Annotated in this window: 28 protein-coding genes; 19 read left to right on the top strand and 9 right to left on the bottom strand. The window is 70.2% G+C overall.

Annotation, left to right across the window (positions count from 1 at the left end; genetic code table 11):
* Positions 1-47: 47 nt before the first annotated feature.
* Entirely contained in the window at positions 48-872 is an 825-nt protein-coding gene (locus ACFYQ5_RS24710) for an aldo/keto reductase (protein ID WP_389200480.1), read from the bottom strand.
* 261 nt (positions 873-1,133) lie between these two features.
* Between ACFYQ5_RS24710 and ACFYQ5_RS24705 the strand changes: the two genes are divergently transcribed.
* Positions 1,134-2,435 carry an alpha/beta fold hydrolase gene (locus ACFYQ5_RS24705; protein ID WP_389200479.1) on the top strand — a complete coding sequence of 434 codons (1,302 nt, stop codon included), beginning with the start codon at positions 1,134-1,136 and terminating at the stop codon, positions 2,433-2,435.
* A gap of 26 nt (positions 2,436-2,461) precedes the next feature.
* On the opposite strand, the gene ACFYQ5_RS24700 is transcribed toward ACFYQ5_RS24705, so the two are convergent.
* Complete coding sequence (locus tag ACFYQ5_RS24700; RefSeq protein WP_389200477.1) at positions 2,462-3,034, bottom strand: rhodanese-like domain-containing protein; 573 nt, start codon at positions 3,032-3,034, stop codon at positions 2,462-2,464.
* A 253-nt stretch (positions 3,035-3,287) separates the two neighbouring features.
* Between ACFYQ5_RS24700 and ACFYQ5_RS24695 the strand changes: the two genes are divergently transcribed.
* The 7 genes from ACFYQ5_RS24695 (at position 3,288) to ACFYQ5_RS24665 (ending at position 9,626) form a co-directional block, all read left to right on the top strand.
* Positions 3,288-3,884 carry a helix-turn-helix domain-containing protein gene (locus tag ACFYQ5_RS24695; RefSeq protein ID WP_389200475.1) on the top strand — a complete coding sequence of 199 codons (597 nt, stop codon included), beginning with the start codon at positions 3,288-3,290 and terminating at the stop codon, positions 3,882-3,884.
* 105 nt (positions 3,885-3,989) lie between these two features.
* Positions 3,990-4,958 (top strand): NADPH:quinone oxidoreductase family protein, encoded by a 969-nt coding sequence (locus ACFYQ5_RS24690; protein WP_389200473.1) that lies wholly within the window; start codon positions 3,990-3,992, stop codon positions 4,956-4,958.
* Entirely contained in the window at positions 4,955-6,145 is a 1,191-nt protein-coding gene (locus tag ACFYQ5_RS24685) for an acyl-CoA dehydrogenase family protein (RefSeq protein WP_389200471.1), read from the top strand. Before ACFYQ5_RS24690 ends, ACFYQ5_RS24685 begins: the two co-directional genes overlap by 4 nt.
* On the top strand, positions 6,142-7,263 hold the full coding sequence (locus ACFYQ5_RS24680; protein WP_389200470.1) for an acyl-CoA dehydrogenase family protein: 1,122 nt from the start codon (positions 6,142-6,144) through the stop codon (positions 7,261-7,263). The genes ACFYQ5_RS24685 and ACFYQ5_RS24680 overlap by 4 nt, the downstream gene beginning before the upstream one ends.
* 229 nt (positions 7,264-7,492) lie before the next feature.
* Positions 7,493-8,383 (top strand): phosphatidylinositol-specific phospholipase C/glycerophosphodiester phosphodiesterase family protein, encoded by an 891-nt coding sequence (locus ACFYQ5_RS24675; protein WP_389200468.1) that lies wholly within the window; start codon positions 7,493-7,495, stop codon positions 8,381-8,383.
* Positions 8,384-8,519: 136 nt separating this feature from the next.
* The gene (locus tag ACFYQ5_RS24670) at positions 8,520-8,714 is read left to right on the top strand and encodes a hypothetical protein (protein WP_389200466.1); all 195 of its coding nucleotides are present in this window, start codon (positions 8,520-8,522) and stop codon (positions 8,712-8,714) included.
* 162 nt (positions 8,715-8,876) lie between these two features.
* On the top strand, positions 8,877-9,626 hold the full coding sequence (locus tag ACFYQ5_RS24665; protein WP_389200465.1) for a hypothetical protein: 750 nt from the start codon (positions 8,877-8,879) through the stop codon (positions 9,624-9,626).
* Positions 9,627-9,632: 6 nt separating this feature from the next.
* On the opposite strand, the gene ACFYQ5_RS24660 is transcribed toward ACFYQ5_RS24665, so the two are convergent.
* Positions 9,633-10,247 carry an endonuclease gene (locus tag ACFYQ5_RS24660; RefSeq protein WP_389200463.1) on the bottom strand — a complete coding sequence of 205 codons (615 nt, stop codon included), beginning with the start codon at positions 10,245-10,247 and terminating at the stop codon, positions 9,633-9,635.
* Entirely contained in the window at positions 10,244-10,426 is a 183-nt protein-coding gene (locus ACFYQ5_RS24655; protein WP_389200462.1) for a DUF6480 family protein, read from the bottom strand. Before ACFYQ5_RS24655 ends, ACFYQ5_RS24660 begins: the two co-directional genes overlap by 4 nt.
* Before the next feature lie 127 nt (positions 10,427-10,553).
* Between ACFYQ5_RS24655 and ACFYQ5_RS24650 the strand changes: the two genes are divergently transcribed.
* Positions 10,554-11,792, top strand: coding sequence for an aromatic acid exporter family protein (locus ACFYQ5_RS24650; RefSeq protein WP_389200460.1), 1,239 nt, complete (start codon positions 10,554-10,556; stop codon positions 11,790-11,792).
* 5 nt (positions 11,793-11,797) lie between these two features.
* Here ACFYQ5_RS24650 and ACFYQ5_RS24645 read toward each other — a convergent pair whose 3' ends face one another.
* The 5 genes from ACFYQ5_RS24645 to ACFYQ5_RS24625 form a co-directional block, all read right to left on the bottom strand.
* Positions 11,798-12,025 (bottom strand): CDGSH iron-sulfur domain-containing protein, encoded by a 228-nt coding sequence (locus ACFYQ5_RS24645; RefSeq protein ID WP_389200459.1) that lies wholly within the window; start codon positions 12,023-12,025, stop codon positions 11,798-11,800.
* Positions 12,009-12,698, bottom strand: coding sequence for a HemK2/MTQ2 family protein methyltransferase (locus ACFYQ5_RS24640; protein WP_389200457.1), 690 nt, complete (start codon positions 12,696-12,698; stop codon positions 12,009-12,011). Before ACFYQ5_RS24640 ends, ACFYQ5_RS24645 begins: the two co-directional genes overlap by 17 nt.
* 50 nt (positions 12,699-12,748) lie before the next feature.
* Positions 12,749-13,708 carry an iron-containing redox enzyme family protein gene (locus ACFYQ5_RS24635; protein WP_389200455.1) on the bottom strand — a complete coding sequence of 320 codons (960 nt, stop codon included), beginning with the start codon at positions 13,706-13,708 and terminating at the stop codon, positions 12,749-12,751.
* A 108-nt stretch (positions 13,709-13,816) separates the two neighbouring features.
* Complete coding sequence (locus ACFYQ5_RS24630; protein ID WP_389200453.1) at positions 13,817-14,836, bottom strand: PHP domain-containing protein; 1,020 nt, start codon at positions 14,834-14,836, stop codon at positions 13,817-13,819.
* Positions 14,837-14,838: 2 nt separating this feature from the next.
* Positions 14,839-15,282 carry a hypothetical protein gene (locus ACFYQ5_RS24625; protein ID WP_389200451.1) on the bottom strand — a complete coding sequence of 148 codons (444 nt, stop codon included), beginning with the start codon at positions 15,280-15,282 and terminating at the stop codon, positions 14,839-14,841.
* A gap of 134 nt (positions 15,283-15,416) precedes the next feature.
* Here ACFYQ5_RS24625 and ACFYQ5_RS24620 point away from each other — a divergent pair, with 134 nt between their 5' ends.
* From ACFYQ5_RS24620 to ACFYQ5_RS24575, 10 genes are read left to right on the top strand one after another with little or no spacing between them, the layout of a single operon-like run.
* The gene (locus tag ACFYQ5_RS24620; RefSeq protein WP_389200449.1) at positions 15,417-15,737 is read left to right on the top strand and encodes a gas vesicle protein; all 321 of its coding nucleotides are present in this window, start codon (positions 15,417-15,419) and stop codon (positions 15,735-15,737) included.
* Between the two features lie 36 nt (positions 15,738-15,773).
* Positions 15,774-16,232 (top strand): gas vesicle structural protein GvpA, encoded by a 459-nt coding sequence (locus ACFYQ5_RS24615; protein ID WP_389200447.1) that lies wholly within the window; start codon positions 15,774-15,776, stop codon positions 16,230-16,232.
* Positions 16,233-16,235: 3 nt separating this feature from the next.
* A complete protein-coding gene (locus ACFYQ5_RS24610) occupies positions 16,236-16,985 on the top strand; it encodes a GvpL/GvpF family gas vesicle protein (protein ID WP_389200446.1) in 750 nt (249 codons plus the stop codon).
* A 1-nt stretch (position 16,986) separates the two neighbouring features.
* The gene (locus ACFYQ5_RS24605) at positions 16,987-17,241 is read left to right on the top strand and encodes a gas vesicle protein GvpG (protein ID WP_389200444.1); all 255 of its coding nucleotides are present in this window, start codon (positions 16,987-16,989) and stop codon (positions 17,239-17,241) included.
* A gap of 7 nt (positions 17,242-17,248) precedes the next feature.
* A complete protein-coding gene (locus ACFYQ5_RS24600; RefSeq protein ID WP_389200442.1) occupies positions 17,249-18,073 on the top strand; it encodes a histone protein in 825 nt (274 codons plus the stop codon).
* Between the two features lie 6 nt (positions 18,074-18,079).
* Complete coding sequence (locus tag ACFYQ5_RS24595) at positions 18,080-19,171, top strand: SRPBCC family protein (protein WP_389200440.1); 1,092 nt, start codon at positions 18,080-18,082, stop codon at positions 19,169-19,171.
* Positions 19,168-19,518 carry a gas vesicle protein gene (locus ACFYQ5_RS24590; protein ID WP_389200439.1) on the top strand — a complete coding sequence of 117 codons (351 nt, stop codon included), beginning with the start codon at positions 19,168-19,170 and terminating at the stop codon, positions 19,516-19,518. Before ACFYQ5_RS24595 ends, ACFYQ5_RS24590 begins: the two co-directional genes overlap by 4 nt.
* Positions 19,519-19,523: 5 nt before the next feature.
* Entirely contained in the window at positions 19,524-20,345 is an 822-nt protein-coding gene (locus ACFYQ5_RS24585; protein ID WP_389200437.1) for a GvpL/GvpF family gas vesicle protein, read from the top strand.
* 2 nt (positions 20,346-20,347) lie between these two features.
* On the top strand, positions 20,348-20,575 hold the full coding sequence (locus tag ACFYQ5_RS24580) for a gas vesicle protein (protein ID WP_389200435.1): 228 nt from the start codon (positions 20,348-20,350) through the stop codon (positions 20,573-20,575).
* Positions 20,572-20,850: a gas vesicle protein K gene (locus ACFYQ5_RS24575; RefSeq protein WP_389200433.1), complete on the top strand. Its 279-nt coding sequence runs from the start codon at positions 20,572-20,574 to the stop codon at positions 20,848-20,850. Before ACFYQ5_RS24580 ends, ACFYQ5_RS24575 begins: the two co-directional genes overlap by 4 nt.
* Positions 20,851-20,927 lie beyond the last annotated feature (77 nt).

The following is a 20,927-nucleotide window of genomic DNA, read 5'->3' as shown; positions in this document are numbered from 1 at the left end:
TGAAGAGCCGACCCCGCCGGCGGGGTCGGCGGGGTCGGCGGCAGAGCTCAGTTGAGGGTGTCGGGATCCGGGCCCGTACGCATGCCGCGGTCCAGGCCCGCGACCGCGTCCATGTCGGCGGCCGAGAGTTCGAAGTCGAAGACGTCGATGTTCTGCCGGATGCGGGCGGGGGTGACCGACTTGGGGATCACGACGTTGCCGAGCTGGAGGTGCCAGCGCAGGACCACCTGGGCCGGCGTCTTGCCGTGGCGTTCGGCGAGGGAGACGAGTACCGCGTCGTCCAGCAGTGCGCCCTGTGCCAGCGGGCTCCAGGCCTCGGTGGCGATGCCGTACTCCGCGTGCACGGCGCGCAGCTCGCTCTGCTGGAGCCCGGGGTGCAGCTCGATCTGGTTGACCGCGGGGACGAGGGAGCTCTCCTCCCGCAGGCGGCGAAGGTGCGCGGGCTGGAAGTTCGACACACCGGCGGCCCGGATCCGGCCGTCGGCCAGCAGCTTCTCCAGGGCGCGCCAGGTGTCGACGTAGAGGTCGCGGGCCGGGGTGGGCCAGTGGATGAGATAGAGGTCCACGTGGTCGAGGCCGAGCTTGGCCAGGCTCGCGTCGAAGGCGGCGAGGGCGGAGTCGTATCCCTGGTCCGCGTTCCAGAGCTTCGTGGTGACGAACAGCTCCTCGCGGGCGAGCCCGGAGTCGGCGAGCGCGCGGCCCACGCCTGTCTCGTTGCCGTAGACGGCGGCGGTGTCGATGGAGCGGTAGCCCGCCTCCAGCGCTCCGGTGACCGCGGCGGTGGTCTCGTCGTCGGGTACCTGGAAGACACCGAATCCGAGCTGCGGAATCGTGACGCCGTTGTTGAGCGTGACGGTGGGGACCGTGGACATGCTGATGCCTTTCGTGGTGTCGGACCGAGCGGTGTCGGGCTGGGCGGTGTAGGGCTGAGCCTATCCGCGTGCGATGGTTACTGGCGTAGACAATAATTGCATACGCGGGTTAATGGTAAACGCCGGTAAAGCGGGCGCGGGTCACGCCTGCGGTCGCAACGCACGGTAGGAGGCGCCGGGACCGGGCGCACACGGGCTGCGGCCGACCGGGTCATGGTGGTGTGCTGAACTGTCCCGGAAGCACCGGATACAGGAGTTCCCTTGAACAGTTATCGCCAGCCCGGCATCGTCCTCACCGACCGACGGTTCACGGTCCCGCTCGACCATGACGATCCGGGCGGCGAGACGATCGAGATCTTCGGCCGCGAAGCCGTGGCCGGCGGGACGTCCGCTGAGGACCTGCCGTGGCTGGTCTATCTGGAAGGCGGCCCCGGCTTCGGTGCCCGCCGTTTCGTCGGCACGGAGGCCTGGCTGGGGCGGGCGGTGCGGGAGTTCCGGGTGCTGCTCATGGACCAGCGCGGCACCGGCTTGTCCACCCCGGCCAACCGGCAGACACTGCCCCTGCGTGGAGGCCCGCGCGAGCAGGCCGACTACCTCGCGCACTTCCGTTCCGACAGTATCGTCCGTGACTGCGAACTGATCCGCCCCCGGCTCACCGGCGGCGCGCCCTGGACCGTCCTGGGGCAGTCCTTCGGCGGCTTCTGTGCCGTCCGCTATCTCTCGGCGGCCCCGGAGGGGCTCGCGGCCGTCCTGATCACCGGAGGCCTGCCCTCGCTGGACGCGCACGCCGACGACGTCTACCGGGCCGGTTACCCGCGCATCGAGCGGAAGGTCGCCGCGCACTACGCCCGCTACCCGCAGGACGTCGCGCGCGCCCGAGCGATCGCCGCGTACCTCGCCGAGCACCGCCCGGACAGCGCCGGGCACACGCTGACAGCCGAGGGGTTCCAGTCCCTCGGCATCATGCTGGGCGGCGGCAACGGCAGCCACCAGTTGCACTACCTTCTGGAGAACGCGTTCGTCGAGGGTCCGCACGGGGCCGAACTGTCCGACGCCTTCCAGGAATCCATGCGCACCGCCACCTCGTTCGCGGGGCACCCGCTGTACGCCCTGATGCACGAGGCGATCTACGGCCAGGGCGCGCGGCCCACCGACTGGGCGGCCGAGCGCGTCCGCGCCGAGTTCCCGCAGTTCGACGCCACCGCCGCGCTGGCCGGTGACGGTCCGGTGCTCTTCACCGGCGAGAGCATTCACCCCTGGCACTTCGACGTCGACCCCGCGCTGCGCCCCCTGCGTGAGACGGCGGAACTGCTCGCCGCCCGCACCGACTGGCCCGTCCTGTACGACGCCGAGCGGCTCGCGGCCAACGAGGTCCCGGTGGCAGCCGCCGTCTACCACGACGACATGTACGTGGACACCGGCCACGCGCTGCACACCGCGTCCTCGATCCGTGGCCTGCGTACCTGGGTGACCAGCGAGTACGAGCACGACGGTGTGCGCGCGGGCGGCTCCCACGTGCTGGACCGGCTGCTCGCTCTCGTGCGGGGCGAGAGCGACCGCTAGCTCTATTGACCCGCGGCCGTCCGTGGTCAGCCCTGGAGGGCGTCCAGTGTGGCGTCCAGCCCGGCCGCCGACTGCGGCGCGCGGTTGTACGGGAGCTTCGCGAGGACGGCCGCCATGCCGCAGGTATTGCTCAGCGCGGAGTAGGTGAGGCCGGCGCCGATGCCGGCCGACAGCCACCGGGCGGCCGGGAAGCGACGGCCCGCCACCAGGCCGACCACCACCAGCGCACCCGCGGCGAGGCGCACCTGGCGCTCCATCGGCCAGGTCGCCCGGGCGTCCACCGGACGGTCCAGGCCATGACCGGCGCCCTCCCAGGCGGAGGTTCCGCCGGTCAGGGCGGCGGCGTCGATGTCGGCGGCGGCGAGTATCTCGCACGCCCTGGTGGACCGCACACCGGAGGCGCACACCACCAGCAGGGAGCCCCTGGCGGAGGCCGACTTCAGGGCCGGCACCGCCTCGTCGAGCCGGTCGAGCGGAACGTTCAGGGCGCCGGGCACGTGCCCGGAGGCGTACTCGCCCGGGGCCCGCACGTCGATGACGGTGAACTCCTCCAGCCGGGCTGCGGCCTCGGAGGGGGAGAGGGGGGCGGGGCTGATCACGAACGGGTTCCTTTCGGTTGCCGGAGCGGTGGCGGTCCGGGGTCCTGCTCACCCCGGCTCGGCGTGACCGGTGGTACGGCGTGTCCGGCCGGAGTGACTCCTTGCTCCCTGCCCCGAACTCCTTCCGGAATGCGTGCATCCGTTCGCCGGAATGTCCGCAGTGCATGCCCGGCCTCTGTGCACGGCTGGGTCCGGCACCTCCGCAGCGGGCGGCTGATTGACAAATGGGCTTGCTGATTCTGCAATGGATGCCATGAAGGAACCGAACCAGGAAGACGCTGGACTCGACGCCGTGCTCACCGGGGTCGGCCCGCGGCTGCGGCGGTTGCGCAAGGACCGGGGTGTGACGCTCGCGGGACTCTCCGAGGCCACCGGAATCTCCGTCTCCACCCTCTCCCGGCTCGAATCCGGTGGCCGGCGCCCCAGCCTGGAGCTGCTGCTCCCCATCGCCCGGGCTCATGAGGTGCCGCTCGACGACCTCGTCGGGGCGCCGCCGGTCGGCGATCCCAGGGTCAAGGCGAAGCCGATCGTGCACGGCGGGAAGACCTCCCTGCCGCTCACCGCCCGGCCCGGGGGTCTCCAGGCGTACAAGGTCATACAGGAGGTCTCCTGCACCGAGGCGCCCGAGCAGCGCACGCACGAGGGGTACGAGTGGCTGTACGTGCTCAACGGCAGGCTGCGGCTCAAGCTCGCCGAGCACGACCTGGTCCTGGCCCCCGGTGAGGCCGCCGAGTTCGACACCAGGCTCCCGCACTGGTTCGGCCCCGCGGGCGACGAGCCGGTCGAGTTTCTCAGCCTGTTCGGGCCGCAGGGGGAGCGGATGCACGTCAGGGCCAAGCCGAAGCGGTGACGAACGGGCCCGGGCCGACCGTCGCGAGGTGTTCCCAGACCGGCAAGCGACCGCTTAGTATGCGCCGGAGCAGTGGTAATGCCGACAGTGTTGTGGAGGCCCCTCATGCAGGCATGGCGAGTGCACCGGAACGGCGAACCGAGCGAGGTGATGGAGCTCGAGGAGACGGACCGGCCGACACCCGGGGACGGGCAGGTGCTGCTCAAGGTGCGCGCGGCGAACATCAACTTCCCCGACGCGCTGCTCTGCCGCGGCCAGTACCAGGTGAGGCCCCCGCTGCCCTTCACCCCCGGCGTCGAGATCTGCGGTGAGACCGAGGACGGGCGCAGGGTGCTCGCCACCCCCGCCCTCCCGCAGGGCGGCTTCGCGGAGTACGTCGTCGCGGACGCCGCAGCCCTGCTCCCCGCACCCGACGCCCTGGACGACGCCGAGGCCGCCGCACTGCACATCGGCTACCAGACCGGCTGGTTCGGGCTGCACCGGCGCGCACACCTGCAGGCCGGTGAAACGCTGCTGGTGCACGCGGCCGCCGGCGGTGTCGGCAGCGCGGCCGTCCAGCTCGGCAAGGCGGCCGGCGCCACGGTCATCGGCGTCGTCGGTGGCCCGGAGAAGGCCGCGATCGCCCGCGAACTGGGCTGCGACCTGGTCATCGACCGCCGGAGCGAGGACATCGTCGCGGCGGTGAAGGAATTCACGGGCGGACACGGCGCGGACGTCGTCTACGACCCGGTCGGCGGAGACGCCTACGCCAGGTCCGTCAAGTGCATCGCCTTCGAGGGGCGGGTCGTCGTCGTCGGCTTCGCGAGCGGGGTCATCCCCACACCCGGCCTCAACCACGCCCTGGTGAAGAACTACTCGATCACAGGACTCCACTGGGGTCTGTACAACACCAAGGACCCGGCCGCCGTCCGCGCCTGCCACGACGAGCTCACCGAGCTCGCGGCACGGGGCGTCGTCAAGCCGCTGATCAGCGAGCGCGTCCCCATGACCGGCGCGGCACGAGCCGTCCAGCGGGTCGCCGACGGCACCAGCACCGGCCGCATCGTCGTCCTGCCGCCAGGAGGCACCCGATGAGCACAGCCATCGACGCGGCACAGATCCGCCGACTCACCCGGGAGCTGCTGGCAGCCCACCCGCCGGCCACCACCGGACGTAACGCCTTCCTGGCGGCGCGCTTCGACGCCGGTCTGGCCTGGGTGCACTACCCCGTCGGGCTCGGCGGACTCGACGCGCCACGCTCCCTGCAGCCCGTCGTCGACGCCGAACTCGCCGCCGCCGGAGCTCCCGACAACGACCCGCGCCGTATCGGCATCGGCCTCGGCATGGCCGCCCCGACGATCCTCGGCTACGGCACCGACGAGCAGAAGCAGCGCTTCCTGAGGCCGCTGTGGATCGGCGAGGAGGTGTGGTGCCAGCTCTTCAGCGAGCCCGGTGCCGGATCCGATCTCGCCGCGCTGGGCACACGCGCGGTCAAGGACGGCGAGGACTGGGTCGTCGACGGGCAGAAGGTCTGGACGTCCAGCGCGCATGTGGCACGCTGGGCGATCCTGATCGCCCGCACCGACCCTGACGTCCCCAAGCACCGTGGCATCAGCTACTTCATCTGCGACATGACCGACCCCGGTGTCGAGGTGCGCCCGCTGCGCCAGATCACCGGCGAGGCCGAGTTCAACGAGGTCTTCCTCACCGGCGTACGCATCCCGGACAGCAGGCGCCTCGGCCCGGTCGGTGACGGCTGGAAGGTCGCCCAGACCACGCTGATGAACGAACGCGTCTCGATCGGCGGAGCCCGCATCCCCCGCGAGGGCGGCATGATCGGCACCGTCGCGAAGACCTGGCGCGAGAAGCCCGGCCTGCGCACCCACGACCTCCATCAGCGGCTGCTCACGCTGTGGGTGGAGGCCGAGGTCGCCAGGCTCACCGGTGAGCGGCTGCGCCAGCAGCTCGTCGCGGGACAGCCGGGCCCCGAAGGCTCCGGCATGAAGCTCGCGTTCGCCCGGCTCAACCAGGAGATCAGTGGGCTGGAAGTGGAACTCCTGGGTGACGAAGGCCTGTTGTACAGCGACTGGACCATGCGCCGCCCGGAGCTCGTCGACTTCACCGGACGCGACGCCGGCTACCGCTACCTGCGCTCCAAGGGCAACTCCATCGAGGGTGGCACGAGCGAGGTCCTGCTCAACATCGTCGCCGAACGCGTCCTCGGTCTGCCCGTCGAGCCGCGTAACGACAAGGACGTCGCCTGGAAGGATCTCGCCCGATGACCGCACAGCCCGAAGCCGCCCAGGCACCCGACCTGCTCTACTCGGAGACCGAGGAGGACCTGCGCTCGGCCGTGCGTTCGCTGCTCGCCGACCGGGCCGACGCGCCGACGGTGATTGCCGCGACCGAGTCCGACACGCCGTACGACCTGCGGCTGTGGGAATCGCTCGCCACGGGGATCGGAGCAGCCGGACTGCTGGTCCCGGAGAAGCTCGGAGGCCAGGGCGCCACCCACCGTGAGGCCGCCGTGGTCCTGGAGGAGCTCGGCCGCAGCGTCGCTCCGGCGCCGTACCTGACGAGCGCCGTCGTCGCGACCGGGATCCTCCTCGCTCTGGGCGACGACGACGGCCCGGTCGCCGAACTCCTCGGTGAGCTGGCGGCGGGCCGCAAGGTCGCCGTGCTCGCCCTGCCGTTCGCCACACCCCCGGCCGACGGAGCCGCCGCGATGACCGGCACCCTGGAGCGCACCGTGACCGGCGTCGCGGAGGCGTCGGCGGCCGACGTGCTGCTGGTGCCCACAGCGGAGGGGCTGTACGCGGTGGAGACCGGCGGGGACGGCGTCACCGTCCAGCCGCTCGTCCCGCTCGACCTGACCCGCCCGCTCGCCACCGTCACTCTGACCGGGGCCACCGGCACCCGGCTCGCGGAGGCGGGCCCCGCTGCGGAGGCCGTGAGCGAGGGCCTGCTGGCCGGCGCCGGACTGCTCGCATCCGAGCAGCTCGGGCTGGCCGAGTGGTGCCTGACCGAGACCGTCCGGCACACCCGCGAACGCCACCAGTTCAACAGGCCGGTGGGCTCGTTCCAGTCGCTCAAGCACCGGATGGCCCAGCTCTGGCTCGAGGTCGTGTCCGCGCGCGCCGCCGCCCGCAACGCCGCGGACGCGCTGGCGACCGGCAGCCCGGACGCACCGCTCGCCGTAGCCGTGGCGCAGGCCTACTGCTCCGAGGCCGCGGTGCACGCCGCGGAGGAATGCGTCCAGCTGCACGGCGGGATCGGAATGACCTGGGAGCATCCCGCGCACCTGTATCTGAAGCGGGCCAAGGCCGACTCGATCGCGTACGGCACCGCGGGACGCCACCGTGAAGCAGTAGCCGGGCTGGTGGAGCTGCCGGCTCCGTAGGGCGGTTCCGGGGCGGGGGCGCGTGAGGACACGTGCCCCCGCCCCGTCATGCCCTGTGGACGCCGGAACGGCGGGCAGGGGGAAACAGCAGGCGCAGCGCAGCCGACGAGCGGACGGCGGACGTTCCAACTCTTGGCAGGTACCTGCCTTTCGGTGCGTCCCCGCCTCCATACTCGTCGCGTCCCCCCACCCGCTCAGCCCGCTCACCCGCTCGCTTCAGGGAGACCCCATGGCACACCTGACCCGTCGCAGAGTCGTCTCCACCGCCCTCGCCACCGCGGCCGCCGGAGCGTTCGTCCCCGCCCAGGCGGCCGCAGCGGCACCCTCCGCGCCCGCCCGTCCCCGTGGTCCCCGCCCGCTGGCCCGCGCCCACGCGCACAACGACTACCTGCACCCGCGACCTCTCCACGACGCGCTCGCGCACGGTTTCACCAGCGTCGAGGCGGACATCTTCCTCGTCGACGGCGAACTGCTCGTCGCCCACGAGGCCGAGAGCCTCGACCCCGCGCGCACCCTCGTCTCGCTCTACCTCGACCCCTTGCTGGCCCGGGTCCGCGCCAACCACGGTTCCGTCCACGCCGGACATCCCGCCCCGCTGCAGCTGCTGATCGACATCAAGACCGACGGCGCCGCCGCCTACCTCGCGCTCGACCGGGTGCTCCGCCGCTACCGCCACATCCTCACCCGCTCCGTCCATGGCCGGATCCGCACCGGCGCGGTGACCCCCGTCATCTCGGGAGACCGCGCGGCCCGCGTCCCGATGGAGGTGCAGACCACCCGGTACGCCTTCTACGACGGCCGGCCGGAGGACCTCGGCACCGCGGCTCCGGCGTCCTTCATCCCGCTCATCAGCAGCAACTGGGCCACGAACTTCAGCTGGCAGGGGTCGGGCCCCTTCCCCGCCGCCGAACGGGCCAGGCTGCGCACCCTCGTCTCAGCCGCCCACGCAAGCAATCAGCGGGTCCGCTTCTGGGGTACGCCCGACATCGCGGGCCCGGAACGCGACGCCGTGTGGACCGAGCTCGTCGCCGCGGACGTGGACCACCTCAACACCGACGATCTGGCGGGGCTCGAGCACTTCCTTCGGCGACGCGAGTCCAGCGGCAGCCGCAGCGACTGAACGGCGCGGCCCGCCGCCACCGGTCACCGTGCGTCAACACCCGTTCGGCGGACACGCCGGTGCGCCGAACGGCTCCTCCGCTGCGCCACACTGGCGGCCGAATGCCGCAATTCCGGCGCGGCGGAGGAGGTTGGCCATGGCCATTTCGATCTCAGTGGTGCTGCTCCTGCTGATCCTCGCAGTGATTTTCCTGCGCAACGGCGGACTCAAGATCTCGCACGCGATCGTCTGCGCCCTGCTGGGATTCCTCCTCGCGAGTACGAGCATGGCTCCCACCATCCACGAAGGGATCACCGCCACCGCGGACGTGGTCAGCGGCCTGAGGCCCTGACTCCGCGCACCGTCCGGGTACGGGACAATGGCGACCTGATCGTGGCAGAGCGCCGCACGGAACCCGGCCGGGGCGATACCGTCGTCCGAGGGCCCCTGCGCGCGCTTCGTCGACATGGCTTGGACCTGACCGATCCTGGCCACGCACCTGGAGAACGCACCCATGGCATTCCCGCCCCCCGGACGACACTCGGGCGCCGCCCACCACGAGTACTGCAACAACGCCCTCTGCTGCCGCTGCCAGCAGCGGCAGTGGACGACGAAGCTCGGTGACGAACGCCTCTGCGGCCCCTGTGCCGCCTGCTGCCGCGACTGCGGCCGGGCCCCCGCACCCCACCTGGACGGGCTCGACGACGGGCTCTGCGCGGAATGCCGCGGCCGGTGCGGCCGATGCCAGCGGGCGCTTCCGGTCGAGGGCCCCTGCGCCTGCCGCAAGTGGCGCGAGCGCGCCGGCGGCGATCCGGTCACCTACATCCTTCAGGCCCTTCCGCAACCGCTGGTCCAGGCGCTCGGCCATCGCCACCCCCGTACGGTGCACGACCTGATCCACCGGGAACTCGCCCGGCGGACTCCCGACCAGCTCCTCGAGCGGCTCGAACGCCGGTGGAACGTCCGCTGGTCCCACGCCCTCCACGAGAAGGACGAGGACGGCCGGCGCCGCTGGGCGCCGCAGGAGATCGCCGAAGCACTCGTGAGCCCCGGCCACTGCGCGAATCCCCAGTGCGAGGACGGCTACCTGCTCACCACCGACACGCCGTGCGGTCAGTGCCTGCGCCCCACCCACCGCTTCGTCACGTCGGTGGCCGACCGGACGGCGACCTCGGAGCACGCCCGCGCGGCCGCCGCACAGATCAGGCGGGCGCTCGTCGAAGGCCGCTCGACCAAGCCGGGCAAGCGGCGGCCGCCACTCTGAGCCGGCTCAGCCCTTGTCCAGTGCGCCCCGCACCAGCGCCGCGGCGAGTATCGCCGGGTCCTGGCCCTTCGCCAACCGGCTGAGCTTGTCCGGCGCCGTGGGCAGACCGAGTCGCTCCGCGCCCTGGAGCGCCTTCGCGTCGAGGTAGGGCGCCGTCTCGGGCCACACCGTCTGCGCCTCACGCAGGAAGATGTCGGCGCCGGCCGGCCCGATCCCGGGGAAGCGTCGGAGCCCCGAACGCAGCATGTCCGTATCACCGTCGGCCTCCCGGCGCAGACGCCGCAGGTCCCCGCCGTACGCGTCGAGCAGGAGCAGAGCACCGTCCCCGAGCTGGGTCGCGGTCCGCTCGTCGTACCGGCGGTAGCCGCCTTCGCCCAGCGCGTCGACACGCTCCTGCCACGTGGCGTCGGCCATACGGCGCGGTGTGCGCAGCCGGTGCGAGAAGAGCGCCTGCGCCGAGGCCACCGCGACCTGCGCACGGATCCGAGCACTCAGCAGGAGACTCAGCACGAGCAACTGGTACAGGGGCTGAGGGGTGTCCCGTAGGCGGATCCCCGCCTCCGCCGCGTACGTGGTGCCGTGCCGTTCCAGCAGCATGTCCAGCGTGCGGCGTGTGCTCATGTGAACCCGAAGACGCGTGCGATGAAGTACCCCGCGACGACGGCCGAGCCCAACAGCACCAGGGTTGCCCAGAGGGCGGGGTGTTCCCAGATCCCTCCGTCGGCGCGCTCTACGTGTGCTTCGCTTATGCAGCCCTCGGCGGGAGGCGTCTCCCCCGGGGGCGTGAGTGAGATAGCCATGTATCCAGCTTCTCTCCGAGCGGCCACGACCGCGAGGCCGGTGCCGATGGCGGCACGCGTACGTCCGTACGGAGTCCGACCGGTCCCTTCGGCGCTGCTGGACCGCGTAACGGGGCACCGTCAAGGAATGCCTGCAGTCACCACGCCCGAGCCCGTCGTCAAACTCGTCCAGCGCACCACCGAGCCGGCCGCGGCCCAGGTTCTGCGGTCGACGGCGGCGGCCGTCATCGCCTTCGCGGTGGCCCAGACGGCCCTCCCCGCCCCGCACCCCGCGCCTCTCACCGCACCCCTCACCGCCCTTCTCGTGGTGCAGGTGACGCTGTACGCCACGCTCACCACCGGGATCCGGCGCGTGAACGCCGTCGTCGTCGGGGTCCTGATCGCCGGCGGCTTCAGCGCCCTGGTGGGCCTGAGCTGGTGGAGTCTCGGGCTGACCATCTTCACCTCCCTGCTGATCGGAAGGCTGGTGCGGGTCAACGAGTTCGTGCCCGAGGTGGCCATCAGCGCGATGCTGGTCCTCGGTGTCTCCCAGGTCGTCGACCTGGCCTGGGAGCGCGTGCTGGAAACCCTGATCGGTGCCGGAGTCGGACTGCTCTTCAACCTCCTGCTGGCACCGCCGGTCTGGGTCGAGCCGGCGGGGGCTGCCATCGGCGGCCTGGGGGAGCGGATGGGAAAGATGTTCCGGGCCCTGGGCGAGGAGATCGGCGGCACTCACCCCGTGCCGGAGGCCGCGGCGCGTCTGCACGAAGCACGCCGCCTGGACCACGACATCGTGGACGTCGACGCGTCCCTGCGGCAGGCGGAGGAGAGCCTGATGCTCAACCCCCGCGTCAAGCAGGGACTGCTCTACCGCGTCGTCCTGCGGACCGGGCTCGACACGCTGGAGATCTGTGCCGTGGTGCTGCGCGTCCTCACCCGCACGCTGACCGACCTCGCCAAGGCACGTGAAGAGGAATCGCTCTTCCCCGCAGATGTGGCCACGGACCTCAAAGAACTGTTCCGGCACATGTCCGACGCCGTCGAAGGGTTCGCGGTGATGATCACCACGCCGATGGCCGAGAGCGGTGAGGAGGCCGAGGAACGCCTGGCCGACGCGCTCGCACGCAGTCGGGCGACGCGCGACCGCGTGGCGGGCCTGCTGCTCGAGGACGTCCAGCAACATCCCAGGCAGTGGCAGTTGCACGGTGCACTGCTCGCCGAGGTCGACCGCATCCTCGACGAACTCGACATCGACAAGCGCACGGAGCGTCTGGCCGAGGAGCTGGACCGCCGGTCGGCCGAGGCCCACGACCGCCACCCGCGGCTGCGGGAGATGTCCCGCCGGCTGCGCGGGGCGAAGCGGCCCCGGTTGCGGACCGGCGGGTGAGGGGCTCAGCCCGCCGGTCGGAGCGGCTCCTCGCCGGACCGCGTACGGCGTCGGTGGCTGGTGTCGCACCACGGGTACATCCGGCTGCGGCGGCACATGCAGACAGCCACGACGAATCGGTCGGAGGCGGCCACAGTGCCGTCCGCGCAGGTGACTTCCACGGGTCCTTCGACCAGAAGGGGCCCTTCGTCGCCGAGGGTGATCCGGCAGGGGCGTTCAGGCTTGTTCGGCACGGATGACCACCAGCTCCTCCTCCGTCTCTTCCCCGTCCACCAGACCCGTGTCCCGGAGCCAGCGAAGCCTGGAGCGCAGCACCGGGCCGAGGGGGACGAGGGCGCGGTCGCTGACAACGGCCCGCAGCCCGGCGTCCGAGAGACGCCGCAGAGTCACGTCGCTGTCGCACAGGCCGGAGTGCACGAGGAGGAGCCGGCCTCCGGGACGCAGCGCGGCCGGCACGGCCTCACAGACCCGGTCGAGGATCGCCCGGCCGTCGCGCCCGGCCTCCCAGGCCCGCGACGCACCGTGCCCGGGGAGCCGGCCCATGGGCGACGGCACATAGGGCGGGTTGCAGATCACCAGGTCGTAGGACCGGCCGGGCAGCGACGCGAGGAGATCGCTGCGCTGGACGGTGATACGCCGACGGTGCAGCAGAGCGTTCAGCCGGGCCGTCATCACGGCCCGCCTGGCGATGTCCACGGCCGTCACCCGCGCACCGAGCCGTGCCGCGTGCAGAGCGAGGGCGCCACTGCCGGTGCCGACGTCAAGGACCTCGGTGCCCTTGCCGATGCCTTCGTGGTCCAGCGCGGCCATGAGCAGGCGGGTGTCGTGCTGCGGTGCGTACACACCCGGGAGGGTCATCAACCGGGCGGGACGGGTGTCCTCGATCAGGTCGGTGGATGCGGACATCTGCGACTCCATTCGTCGGTTCGCCGGAGGGTGCGGATCAGGACGGTGCTTCAGGCCCGCCAGTCCGCCAGCAGCCGGTCTCCGAGCCGGTCCTCGAGACACGAGGTGGCGGTGATGCCGAACGCGATGTCGGCCGCCAGATCGGGTTCGTCCTCGAGCAGCCCGCCGATCACGTCGCGGCGTACCACCTGCTCGTGCACGGCGTCCGCTTCGACGTGTTCGGTGTAGAAGAACTCCGCCGCAGGGCCCGCGCCGGTGCGTTTCATGGCCCGGGCGAGGCGTCGCGAAGCGGGGGAGGAGGTGATCTCCACGGCGGCGAAGTGACCCACCAGCGCTCCGCGCAGCCGTCGGTGCAGTCCGAACAGCGACATCAGGTTCACCAGGGCCAGCATGGGTGCGCAGCCCTCGTCCAGGTAGCGGCCGTACGCGGTGTCGAGGCCCAGATCGGTCATGAGGTCGGCGAACAGCTGGGCGTGGACGCGGTCCGCGCGGCCGGCGCCGAACTCGTCGTACTCGATCGCCGCCATGCCGGCCTTGGCCCGCCCGCTGAGCCGGGGCAGCACCCAGGCATGCGGATCGGCCTCCTTGAGGTGGTACAGCGAACGCTGCATCGCGTAAGCGCGTAGGTGACGCAACTCGCCCCGGTCCTGGAGGAACCAGGAGACGCCGGTTCCACGGACCGGTTCCACGAGGAGGCCGTCCAGGACGTCCTCCAGGCTCGCTGTCACCGGGGCGTTTTGCCGCAGAGCATCGAGGAAGCGGTCCTCCAACGCGGCGCGCACCGCGAGCAGCGACGGATCCCACTCCAGCTCCGGGCGTACGCCGGTGAACCCGCGGTAGTGCATTTCGTAGCAGACGTACAGGGCGAGCTGCAGATCGTCGCCGTACGGCTCGGCGGCCCGGGCAGCGTCCGGATCCGGCAGGGGGCCGTCGTCCCGCAGGAACCCGGTCACCCCTGCGGAGAGCACTCCGCGGGGTCGCGGAAGGGAAGGACCTGTGTGACGTGACATGGGTTTCCTCCTGCCCCGGCATGCCCCGGAGTCACATGGACAACCGTGATCGACTGTACGCCGAACGGCCTCGAACGGCCTTTTCTCGCGACGCACCCCGGTATGGGCCTACGAGCACGGCCCCTCGCTCGTCCAGTCCAGGAGCCGTTCCACGGGCCACGTCGTGACGACACGGTCCGCGGGGACCCCGCACTCCTCCGCCCGCGCACAGCCGTAGAGCTGCCAGTCCAGCTGTCCCGGAGCATGCGCGTCGGTGTCGATCGAGAGCAGAGCACCCGACGCGACCGCATGCCGGAGCAGACGCCGTGGTGGATCGAGCCGCTCCGGGCGGCAGTTGATCTCCACCGCCGTCCCGGCCTCGGCACAGGCCGCGAACACCCGATCGGCGTCGAAGTCCGACTCGGGCCGCTTCTTCCCACCGAGGAGACGGCCCGTGCAGTGCCCCAGGATGTCCGCGTGCGGATTGCGTACGGCGGTGAGCATCCGCTCCGTCATCGCCCGCGCGTCCATGCGCAGCTTCGAATGGACCGAGACGACCACCACATCGAGCCGTTCCAGCACCTCGGGGACCTGGTCGAGTGATCCGTCGTCGAGGATGTCGCATTCGATCCCTGTGAGCAGACGGAAGGGCGCCCACCGCTCGTTGAGCTCCGCCACGACGGACAGCTGATCGAGGAGACGCTCGGTCGAGAGCCCGTTGGCCACGGTCAGCCTGGGGGAGTGGTCCGTGAGTACCGCCCATTCGTGGCCGAGTCCGATCGCCGTCCGGCCCATCTCCGCGATCGGGCTGCCCCCGTCGGACCAGTCCGAGTGCAGATGGCAGTCACCGCGGAGGGCGGCGAGGAGCGCCTCCCCGCCCGAGGCCAACGGCGCCGACGCCTCTTGCTCCAGCGCTTCGAGATACCCGGGCGTCGCGCCCCCCACGGCCTCACGGATCACCTTGGCCGTCTTCGGCCCGATGCCACGCACCGTCTCCAGCGAACCGTGCGCCACCCGCTCGGCGACCTCCTCCCCGCCCATGGAGCCGATCGCCTCCGCCGCCCTGCGGAAGGCCTTCACCCGGTACGTCGCTGCCTGCGACCGCTCCAGGAGGAAAGCGATCCGTCGCAGGGCGTCTGCCGGATCCATCGTCAGGGCCGCGCGGTGTGATCAGGGTGCCCCTGCGTTCGGCGGGCTTCCTTCATCTCCGCCTCGTAGAGATGGCGCCGCCCTCCCACGAGTTCCTGGCGCACCCGCTTCTCGACCTCCAGGAACGGCCGGTAGTACGTGTCGTCGTACGCCTCTACGAGCTGAAATGTCCAGCAGCCCGGGACCACGTTGCGGCCCAGGATCTCCCGCTCCACCAGATCGGCCTGCTCCGCGTGGCCACCGATCCGCAGCAGCTCGACCGCCCGGTCCAGCGTCAGGTCGGCTCCGCCCGTGAGCTGGTGGAACCCGTAGAGCTGCCCCCGGGCCCGCTCCACCGTCTCCAGTGCCTCGGTCAGCGCTCCGACCGCCTCGACGGTCGTGTCGTCAGCCCCTGATGGCCGTACGTGTTCCTCTGCGGGTCCGCTGGTGCCCTCGCTCTCATTCATGCGTACGACTGTGCCTGTGTCCCGTGCGATGCGTCCCGCCGGAACGCCGAAAGGGTGAGTGCGTCCGCCCGCATCCCCGCTCGCTCGTCGAGTTTCGGGATGCGCCGGAACCGATCCTGACCAGACTTGGTTCCATGGCAGAGAACAGGCGTGCCCGCTCCGGGCACACAGCGAAAACGGCAGCCCCCCGCTCCTCGTCCCGGCGCGGCCCCGAGGATGCTGCCCGCGCTGCCTGCGAAAGCTTGGAACGACTGATCTGCCACCCCGCGGAGGGGGTCTCGGCGGTGCGACGACACGACGACGGATGGTGCGTCGTCGTTGACGTACTCGAAGTACCCCGCATCCCGGACACCACGAGCCTGCTGGCCTCCTACGAGGTGCAGATCGATGAGCGGGGCGAACTCATGGAGTACAGCAGGGTCCGTCGCTACCGGCGTGGCTCCGCCGACGAATGACCGTTTCTTTTCGCCTCTCATCCGGAAGGACGCTCCATGACCACGACCATGTACGCCGACGAAGTCGCCCCGTGCCCGCCGAGGGCCGGCACGCTCTACGACGTTCTGGAACTCATCCTCGACCGCGGCATGGTCATCGACGTGTTCATCCGGGTGTCGCTGGTCGGCATCGAGATCCTGAAGATAGACGCGCGCATCGTCGTCGCGAGTGTGGACACCTACCTGCGCTTCGCCGAGGCGTGCAACCGGCTCGATCTGGAGCGTGACTCGGGCAGTACCACCATCCCCGAACTGCTCGGCGGGCGCGCCGCCAAGGCGGTCGGCAAGCGCAAGGTTCGCAAAGCGGCGGAGTCCGTCGGTGACACCGTTCGCAAGGCGGTGGGGCCCGGCGACGACGAGGACGACTACGAGGAGGAGCGGGAAGCGCGGCCGAAGAAGCGCCGGGCACCCGCACGCGACGGTGCGGCGAGCCGACGCCGCCACGCGGAGGCGTGAGCCGTGACCACGAACGGAGTGTACGTGTACGCGGTCATCCCGGCAGGTGAAGCTCTCCCAACCGACGCGGTCGGCGTGGGCAGTCCCCCGGCCGCGCTACGGCTGGCCGATGAGGAGCGGGTTTCCGCAGTCGTGAGCGAAGCACCATCACAACTGCGCGCCAGGCGACGGGATCTGATGGCACATCAAGAAACCCTGCTGCGCCTCGCCGGCAGGGGCCCCGTGCTGCCCATGCGCTTCGGGACGATCGCACCGGACGAGGAGTCGGTACGTGCCCAGCTGGCGGGATCGCAGGCGGAGTACCTTGCCACGCTGAAGCGTCTGGACGGCGGCGTCGAGATCAATCTCAAGGCGCTCCCCGCCCAGGACGCGCTCGCGGCCGTCGTCGCCGAGGAGAAGAACGTACGACGCCTGCGCGAGGCGGTTCGCATGCGTCCTGACTACGAGGCGAACGTCAGGCTCGGTGAGGCCGTGGCCACGGCGCTGTCACGCCGGGCGGCCGACGCGGGGAAGAAGATCCTTCACACGCTCACACCCATGGCGCGTGCGGTGGCCGCCGGGCCGGAGGTTCATGGCTGCGCGCTCAACGTGTCGTTCCTCGTCGACCGGCACGAGAGCGACACCTTCCGGGCGACGGCGCAGCGGTTCGCCGACACGCATCGCCAACACGTGGAGCTCCGAGTCGCGGGGCCACTGCCTTGCTACAGCTTCGTTCACTCCCGCAGTTTCCGGACATCGGTCGCTGGGGGCTGACATGGGGCTGTTCACCGGCCTGCTCCTCCTGCCCCTGGCCCCGGTGCGCGGTGTCATCTGGGTGGCGGAAAAGGTGAACGACGCGGCCGACCGCGAATTGAACGACCCGGGCCTGATCCGGTCCCGGCTCGCCGCACTCAACCAGGAGCTCGAGGACGGCAACGTCAGTTTGGAGCAGTTCGAACGGGAAGAGGAGGAGCTGCTGGACCGGCTCCATGCCGGAGAAGTGCGCTCCGCACCGAACCATCGAAGGTGACTCACTCATGGAAGATCAGACAAAGGTGACGCTCGCGGCGGCCGTGGTAGGCGGATACGTGCTGGGCCGCACGAAGAAGGGCCGCCTGGCCCTCTCCGTGGCGACATATCTGGCAGGCAGGCGCTTTGGCCTGGAACCACGCCAGCTCGCCGCCGAAGGTGTGCGCCGACTGGGCGAGATGCCGCAATTCGCAGAACTTCAGAACCAGTTGAAGGGCGAAGTCCTCGAATCAGGCAAGAAGGCGTTGACGGCTGCGGCGGACCGTGGCATGAACTCGCTGGCCGACGCCATCAGCGACCGGACGGCGCGGCTGGGGGAGCCTGACGAGGAAGACGAGGAAGACGAGCAGTACGAAGGCGAGTACGACGACGAGGACGAGGAGTACGACGAGGACGAGGAACCCGAGGGCGACGAAGAAGACGAAGAAGACGAAGAAGACGAAGAAGACGAAGGGGGCGGAGTCGAGGAAGAAGACGAGGAGCCGGAAGAGCCGCGATCGAGCGCTCGCCGGTCCGGCAAGAAGGCAGCGGCGAAGAAGGCAGCAGCCAAGAAGGCACCTGAGAAGAAGTCCACAGCCAAACCCACAGCGAAGAAGTCCTCCGCCGCCAAGAAGGCCGCTGCGAAGAAGACCGCAGCGAAGAAAACGTCACCGGCCAAGAAGAAGTCGGCACCCGTCAAGAAGTCGGCACCGGCGAAAAAGTCCGCCGCCCGCAAATCGCCTGCCAAGAAGTCGGCACCGGCCAAGAAGTCACCGGCCCGGAAGACTGGTTCGGCCAAGAAGACGACGTCATCGAAGCGAGCCGCGTCCCAGCGCGGCGAACGGCGGAGGTAGGCAGCCATGGCCAGGACGGACAAGGAAGAACCCGAGGCGGAAGAGTCGGGCCTGGACCGCCTTCGCGGGGAAGTATCGAACTTTTTGGGCGCACAGACGGAGAAGCTCGCTCAGAAAGCCGGCGACAAGCTGACCGGTCTCACGGGGCAGCTCACCGACATCGCCGAAAACGGCGGTTCGCTGCCATCAATTGCCTCTCGTGTCCTCCAGGGCGAATCCCCGGTCAAGGCCTTCGTCGCGGACAAGGCCGGAAGTGTCAAAGACAAAGTCGTGGACAAGGCCAAGGACGCGTTCGGGGGTGGCGGGAAGGGCAAGGGGAAGCCAGGCGGCGGCAAGTCCATGAACATCATCGAGGTCCTTGATGTGGGAGTGCCCCTGCGTACCGCGTACGACCACTGGACGCGGTACGACGAGTTCAGCGGCTTCACCAAAGGAGTGCAGAGCGTCTCGATGGACGAGGAGGTGTCGAGCGACTGGAAGGTCAAGATCGGCCCTTCCTCGCGCGGTTTCAAAGCGACGGTGCAGGAACAGGTACCCGACGACCGCATTGTCTGGACCTCCGAGGGAGCCAAAGGATCCACACGTGGTTGCGTCAGTTTCCATGAACTGGCGCCGAGCCTCACCCGGATCGTTCTGGTGGTGGAGTACTACCCTTCGGGATTCTTCGAGAAGACGGGGAACCTGTGGCGCGTGCAGGGCCGCCGCATGCGCCTCGACTTCAAACTCTTCCAGAAGTTCGTCACGCTCACCGACGAGGAGCCCGAGGGGTGGCGCGGCGAAATCCGCGACGGGGAAGTCGTCGTGTCGCACGAGGAGGCAATGGAGAACGAGGAAACGGAGAGCGAAGAACAGGACGGGGCCGACTACGAGGGAGGCGAAGAGCCCGAGGACGAGGAGGAAGACGAGGAGGAAGACGAGGAGGAAGAGGAGCCTGAGGGCGACGAGGAGTACGAAGAAGAGCCCGAAGAGGAGTACGAGGAGGAAGAGGAGCCCGAGGACGAGGAGGAAGACGAGGAGCCCGAAGACGAGGAGGAGTACGAGGAGGACGAAGAGGAAGCCGCGCCCAGGATTCGACGCGGACGGAGGGCGTCAAAGTGACCGATCTCGACCTCGGGCCAGATGCGTACCCCGTGCCGGGGCCGCAGAACACCAACCTCGCCGACATCCTCGAACGCGTCCTCGACAAGGGCATTGTCATCGCGGGTGACATCAAGATCGACCTGCTCGACATCGAGTTGCTCACCATCCGGCTCCGCCTGTTCGTGGCATCCGTGGACACCGCGAAGAAGGCGGGAATCGACTGGTGGGAGACGGACCCCGCACTGAGTTCGCGCGCTGCCCGTAATTGCCTCCTGGACGAGAACCGTGAACTGCGCGAGCGTCTGGAGGCGCTCGAATCGAAGACGGACGATACGTCGGAACAACTGATGAGTAAGGGGACGTGAACCACGTGACGGAGCGGGGAATCGAGCGGACCGCGGAGGAATGCGCCCTCTACGTGTTCGCGGTGTGCCAGGCGCCGGATCCGGCAGCGTTCGTGGGCCTGCGGGGCGTCGTGGAGTGCGAACCCTTGCGCCGACTGCGGTTCGGTGAGCTGACCGCGATCGTGCAGACCGTCCGGGCGGCCGACTTCACGGACGAGGTGTGGAACGCCCGGATGTCCGACCGGGACGAGCTCGAACGATACGCACGCGCGCACCACGACGTGGTCTCGGCAGCCGCCGCGTCCCGCCCCACCGTCCCTCTCCCGATGGCGACGCTTTACCACGATGAGGAGCGAGCCCGGACGGCGCTCCTCGATGAGACCGGGCGCTTCCGCGCCGCGCTGGAGCGCATCGCGGGCCATGACGAGTGGGGTGTGAAGGTCTACGCGGCCGAAGCCCCGGCTCCGGACCCGACGCCCGCTGCCCTTCGCCCGGCGGAGACGCCGGCCGCACGCTCGCGCCCCGCCCCCGGAGCCGGCCTCGCCTATCTGGAGCGCAAGCGCGGCGTGCAGGCGCGGCGCGAACGACGGCACGAAGACGCGCTCCGGGTCGCCGAGGCCGTGGACGCCTCCTTCCGGGCGGTCGCCGCCGCGGGACGCAGGCTGCGCCTGCACGCGTCCGAGCCGTCCGAGAAGGGCCGCGTCCAGGTGCTCAATGCCACCTACCTGGTAGGGGAGCACCGGAAGGCCGAGCTGGGGGAACTGATCCGGACATTGCGGGACTCGACCCGTGCGCAGATCGATGTCTCCGGACCTTGGGTGCCGTACTCCTTCGTCGGCGAGGTGTAGACATGCAACGCGAAGTGGTGCCGTGGGACAGTCCCGAGCCCTTGACCGGCCCCATCGGAGTGCCGCTCGTCGATCTGCTGGACCGGGTGCTGGCGACGGGAGTGGTGATCAGCGGTGACCTTGTGATCGCGATCGCGGACGTTCCGCTCGTGCGGCTGTCACTGAATGCCTTGCTCTCCTCCGTCAACGAACGCGTCCCGGCCCCCTGGGTGGACGGAGGCCCGCTGTGACGTCCTCACGACTCGATGTCGACTCCGACCGGTTGGGGCGGGACCTCGTAGCGCTTGTGCTGACCGTGGTGGAACTGCTGCGCCAGCTCATGGAGCGCCAGGCCATCCGCCGTATCGATCAAGGAGACCTCACCGACAGCCAAGTGGACGAGATCGGGACCACGCTGATGCTGCTTGACCAGCGGATGGCGGAACTCTGCGAGCAGCACGGAGTGCGTCCCGAGGACCTCAACCTGGACCTCGGCCCGCTGGGTACCCTGCTGCCCCGCGATTGACAGGCCGCCGCTCGCCGCTGCCGACCGTTCACGTCGAGAAGCGGTGATGGACATATGGGCATGACGCCAGTCGAGGC

The organism is Streptomyces sp. NPDC005794, assembly GCF_042871445.1.
In the GTDB taxonomy this organism is placed as follows: Bacteria; Actinomycetota; Actinomycetes; order Streptomycetales; family Streptomycetaceae; genus Streptomyces.
The sequence above is the reverse complement of the archived record's forward strand: the minus strand, read 5'-3'. Positions and strand labels throughout refer to the sequence as shown.

Excerpts from the sequence above, each read along its gene's own strand:
- ACFYQ5_RS24690 (WP_389200473.1), top strand. The coding sequence starts at position 3,990 with ATGCAGGCATGGCGAGTGCACCGGAACGGCGAACCGAGCGAGGTGATG.
- ACFYQ5_RS24710 (WP_389200480.1), bottom strand. The coding sequence starts at position 872 with ATGTCCACGGTCCCCACCGTCACGCTCAACAACGGCGTCACGATTCCG.
- ACFYQ5_RS24655 (WP_389200462.1), bottom strand. The coding sequence starts at position 10,426 with ATGGCTATCTCACTCACGCCCCCGGGGGAGACGCCTCCCGCCGAGGGC.
- ACFYQ5_RS24685 (WP_389200471.1), top strand. The coding sequence starts at position 4,955 with ATGAGCACAGCCATCGACGCGGCACAGATCCGCCGACTCACCCGGGAG.
- ACFYQ5_RS24680 (WP_389200470.1), top strand. The coding sequence starts at position 6,142 with ATGACCGCACAGCCCGAAGCCGCCCAGGCACCCGACCTGCTCTACTCG.
- ACFYQ5_RS24595 (WP_389200440.1), top strand. The coding sequence starts at position 18,080 with ATGGCCAGGACGGACAAGGAAGAACCCGAGGCGGAAGAGTCGGGCCTG.
- ACFYQ5_RS24675 (WP_389200468.1), top strand. The coding sequence starts at position 7,493 with ATGGCACACCTGACCCGTCGCAGAGTCGTCTCCACCGCCCTCGCCACC.
- ACFYQ5_RS24605 (WP_389200444.1), top strand. The coding sequence starts at position 16,987 with ATGGGGCTGTTCACCGGCCTGCTCCTCCTGCCCCTGGCCCCGGTGCGC.
- ACFYQ5_RS24670 (WP_389200466.1), top strand. The coding sequence starts at position 8,520 with ATGGCCATTTCGATCTCAGTGGTGCTGCTCCTGCTGATCCTCGCAGTG.
- ACFYQ5_RS24635 (WP_389200455.1), bottom strand. The coding sequence starts at position 13,708 with ATGTCACGTCACACAGGTCCTTCCCTTCCGCGACCCCGCGGAGTGCTC.
- ACFYQ5_RS24580 (WP_389200435.1), top strand. The coding sequence starts at position 20,348 with ATGCAACGCGAAGTGGTGCCGTGGGACAGTCCCGAGCCCTTGACCGGC.
- ACFYQ5_RS24630 (WP_389200453.1), bottom strand. The coding sequence starts at position 14,836 with ATGGATCCGGCAGACGCCCTGCGACGGATCGCTTTCCTCCTGGAGCGG.
- ACFYQ5_RS24640 (WP_389200457.1), bottom strand. The coding sequence starts at position 12,698 with ATGTCCGCATCCACCGACCTGATCGAGGACACCCGTCCCGCCCGGTTG.
- ACFYQ5_RS24650 (WP_389200460.1), top strand. The coding sequence starts at position 10,554 with ATGCCTGCAGTCACCACGCCCGAGCCCGTCGTCAAACTCGTCCAGCGC.
- ACFYQ5_RS24600 (WP_389200442.1), top strand. The coding sequence starts at position 17,249 with ATGGAAGATCAGACAAAGGTGACGCTCGCGGCGGCCGTGGTAGGCGGA.
- ACFYQ5_RS24665 (WP_389200465.1), top strand. The coding sequence starts at position 8,877 with ATGGCATTCCCGCCCCCCGGACGACACTCGGGCGCCGCCCACCACGAG.
- ACFYQ5_RS24625 (WP_389200451.1), bottom strand. The coding sequence starts at position 15,282 with ATGAATGAGAGCGAGGGCACCAGCGGACCCGCAGAGGAACACGTACGG.
- ACFYQ5_RS24620 (WP_389200449.1), top strand. The coding sequence starts at position 15,417 with ATGGCAGAGAACAGGCGTGCCCGCTCCGGGCACACAGCGAAAACGGCA.
- ACFYQ5_RS24615 (WP_389200447.1), top strand. The coding sequence starts at position 15,774 with ATGACCACGACCATGTACGCCGACGAAGTCGCCCCGTGCCCGCCGAGG.
- ACFYQ5_RS24695 (WP_389200475.1), top strand. The coding sequence starts at position 3,288 with ATGAAGGAACCGAACCAGGAAGACGCTGGACTCGACGCCGTGCTCACC.
- ACFYQ5_RS24660 (WP_389200463.1), bottom strand. The coding sequence starts at position 10,247 with ATGAGCACACGCCGCACGCTGGACATGCTGCTGGAACGGCACGGCACC.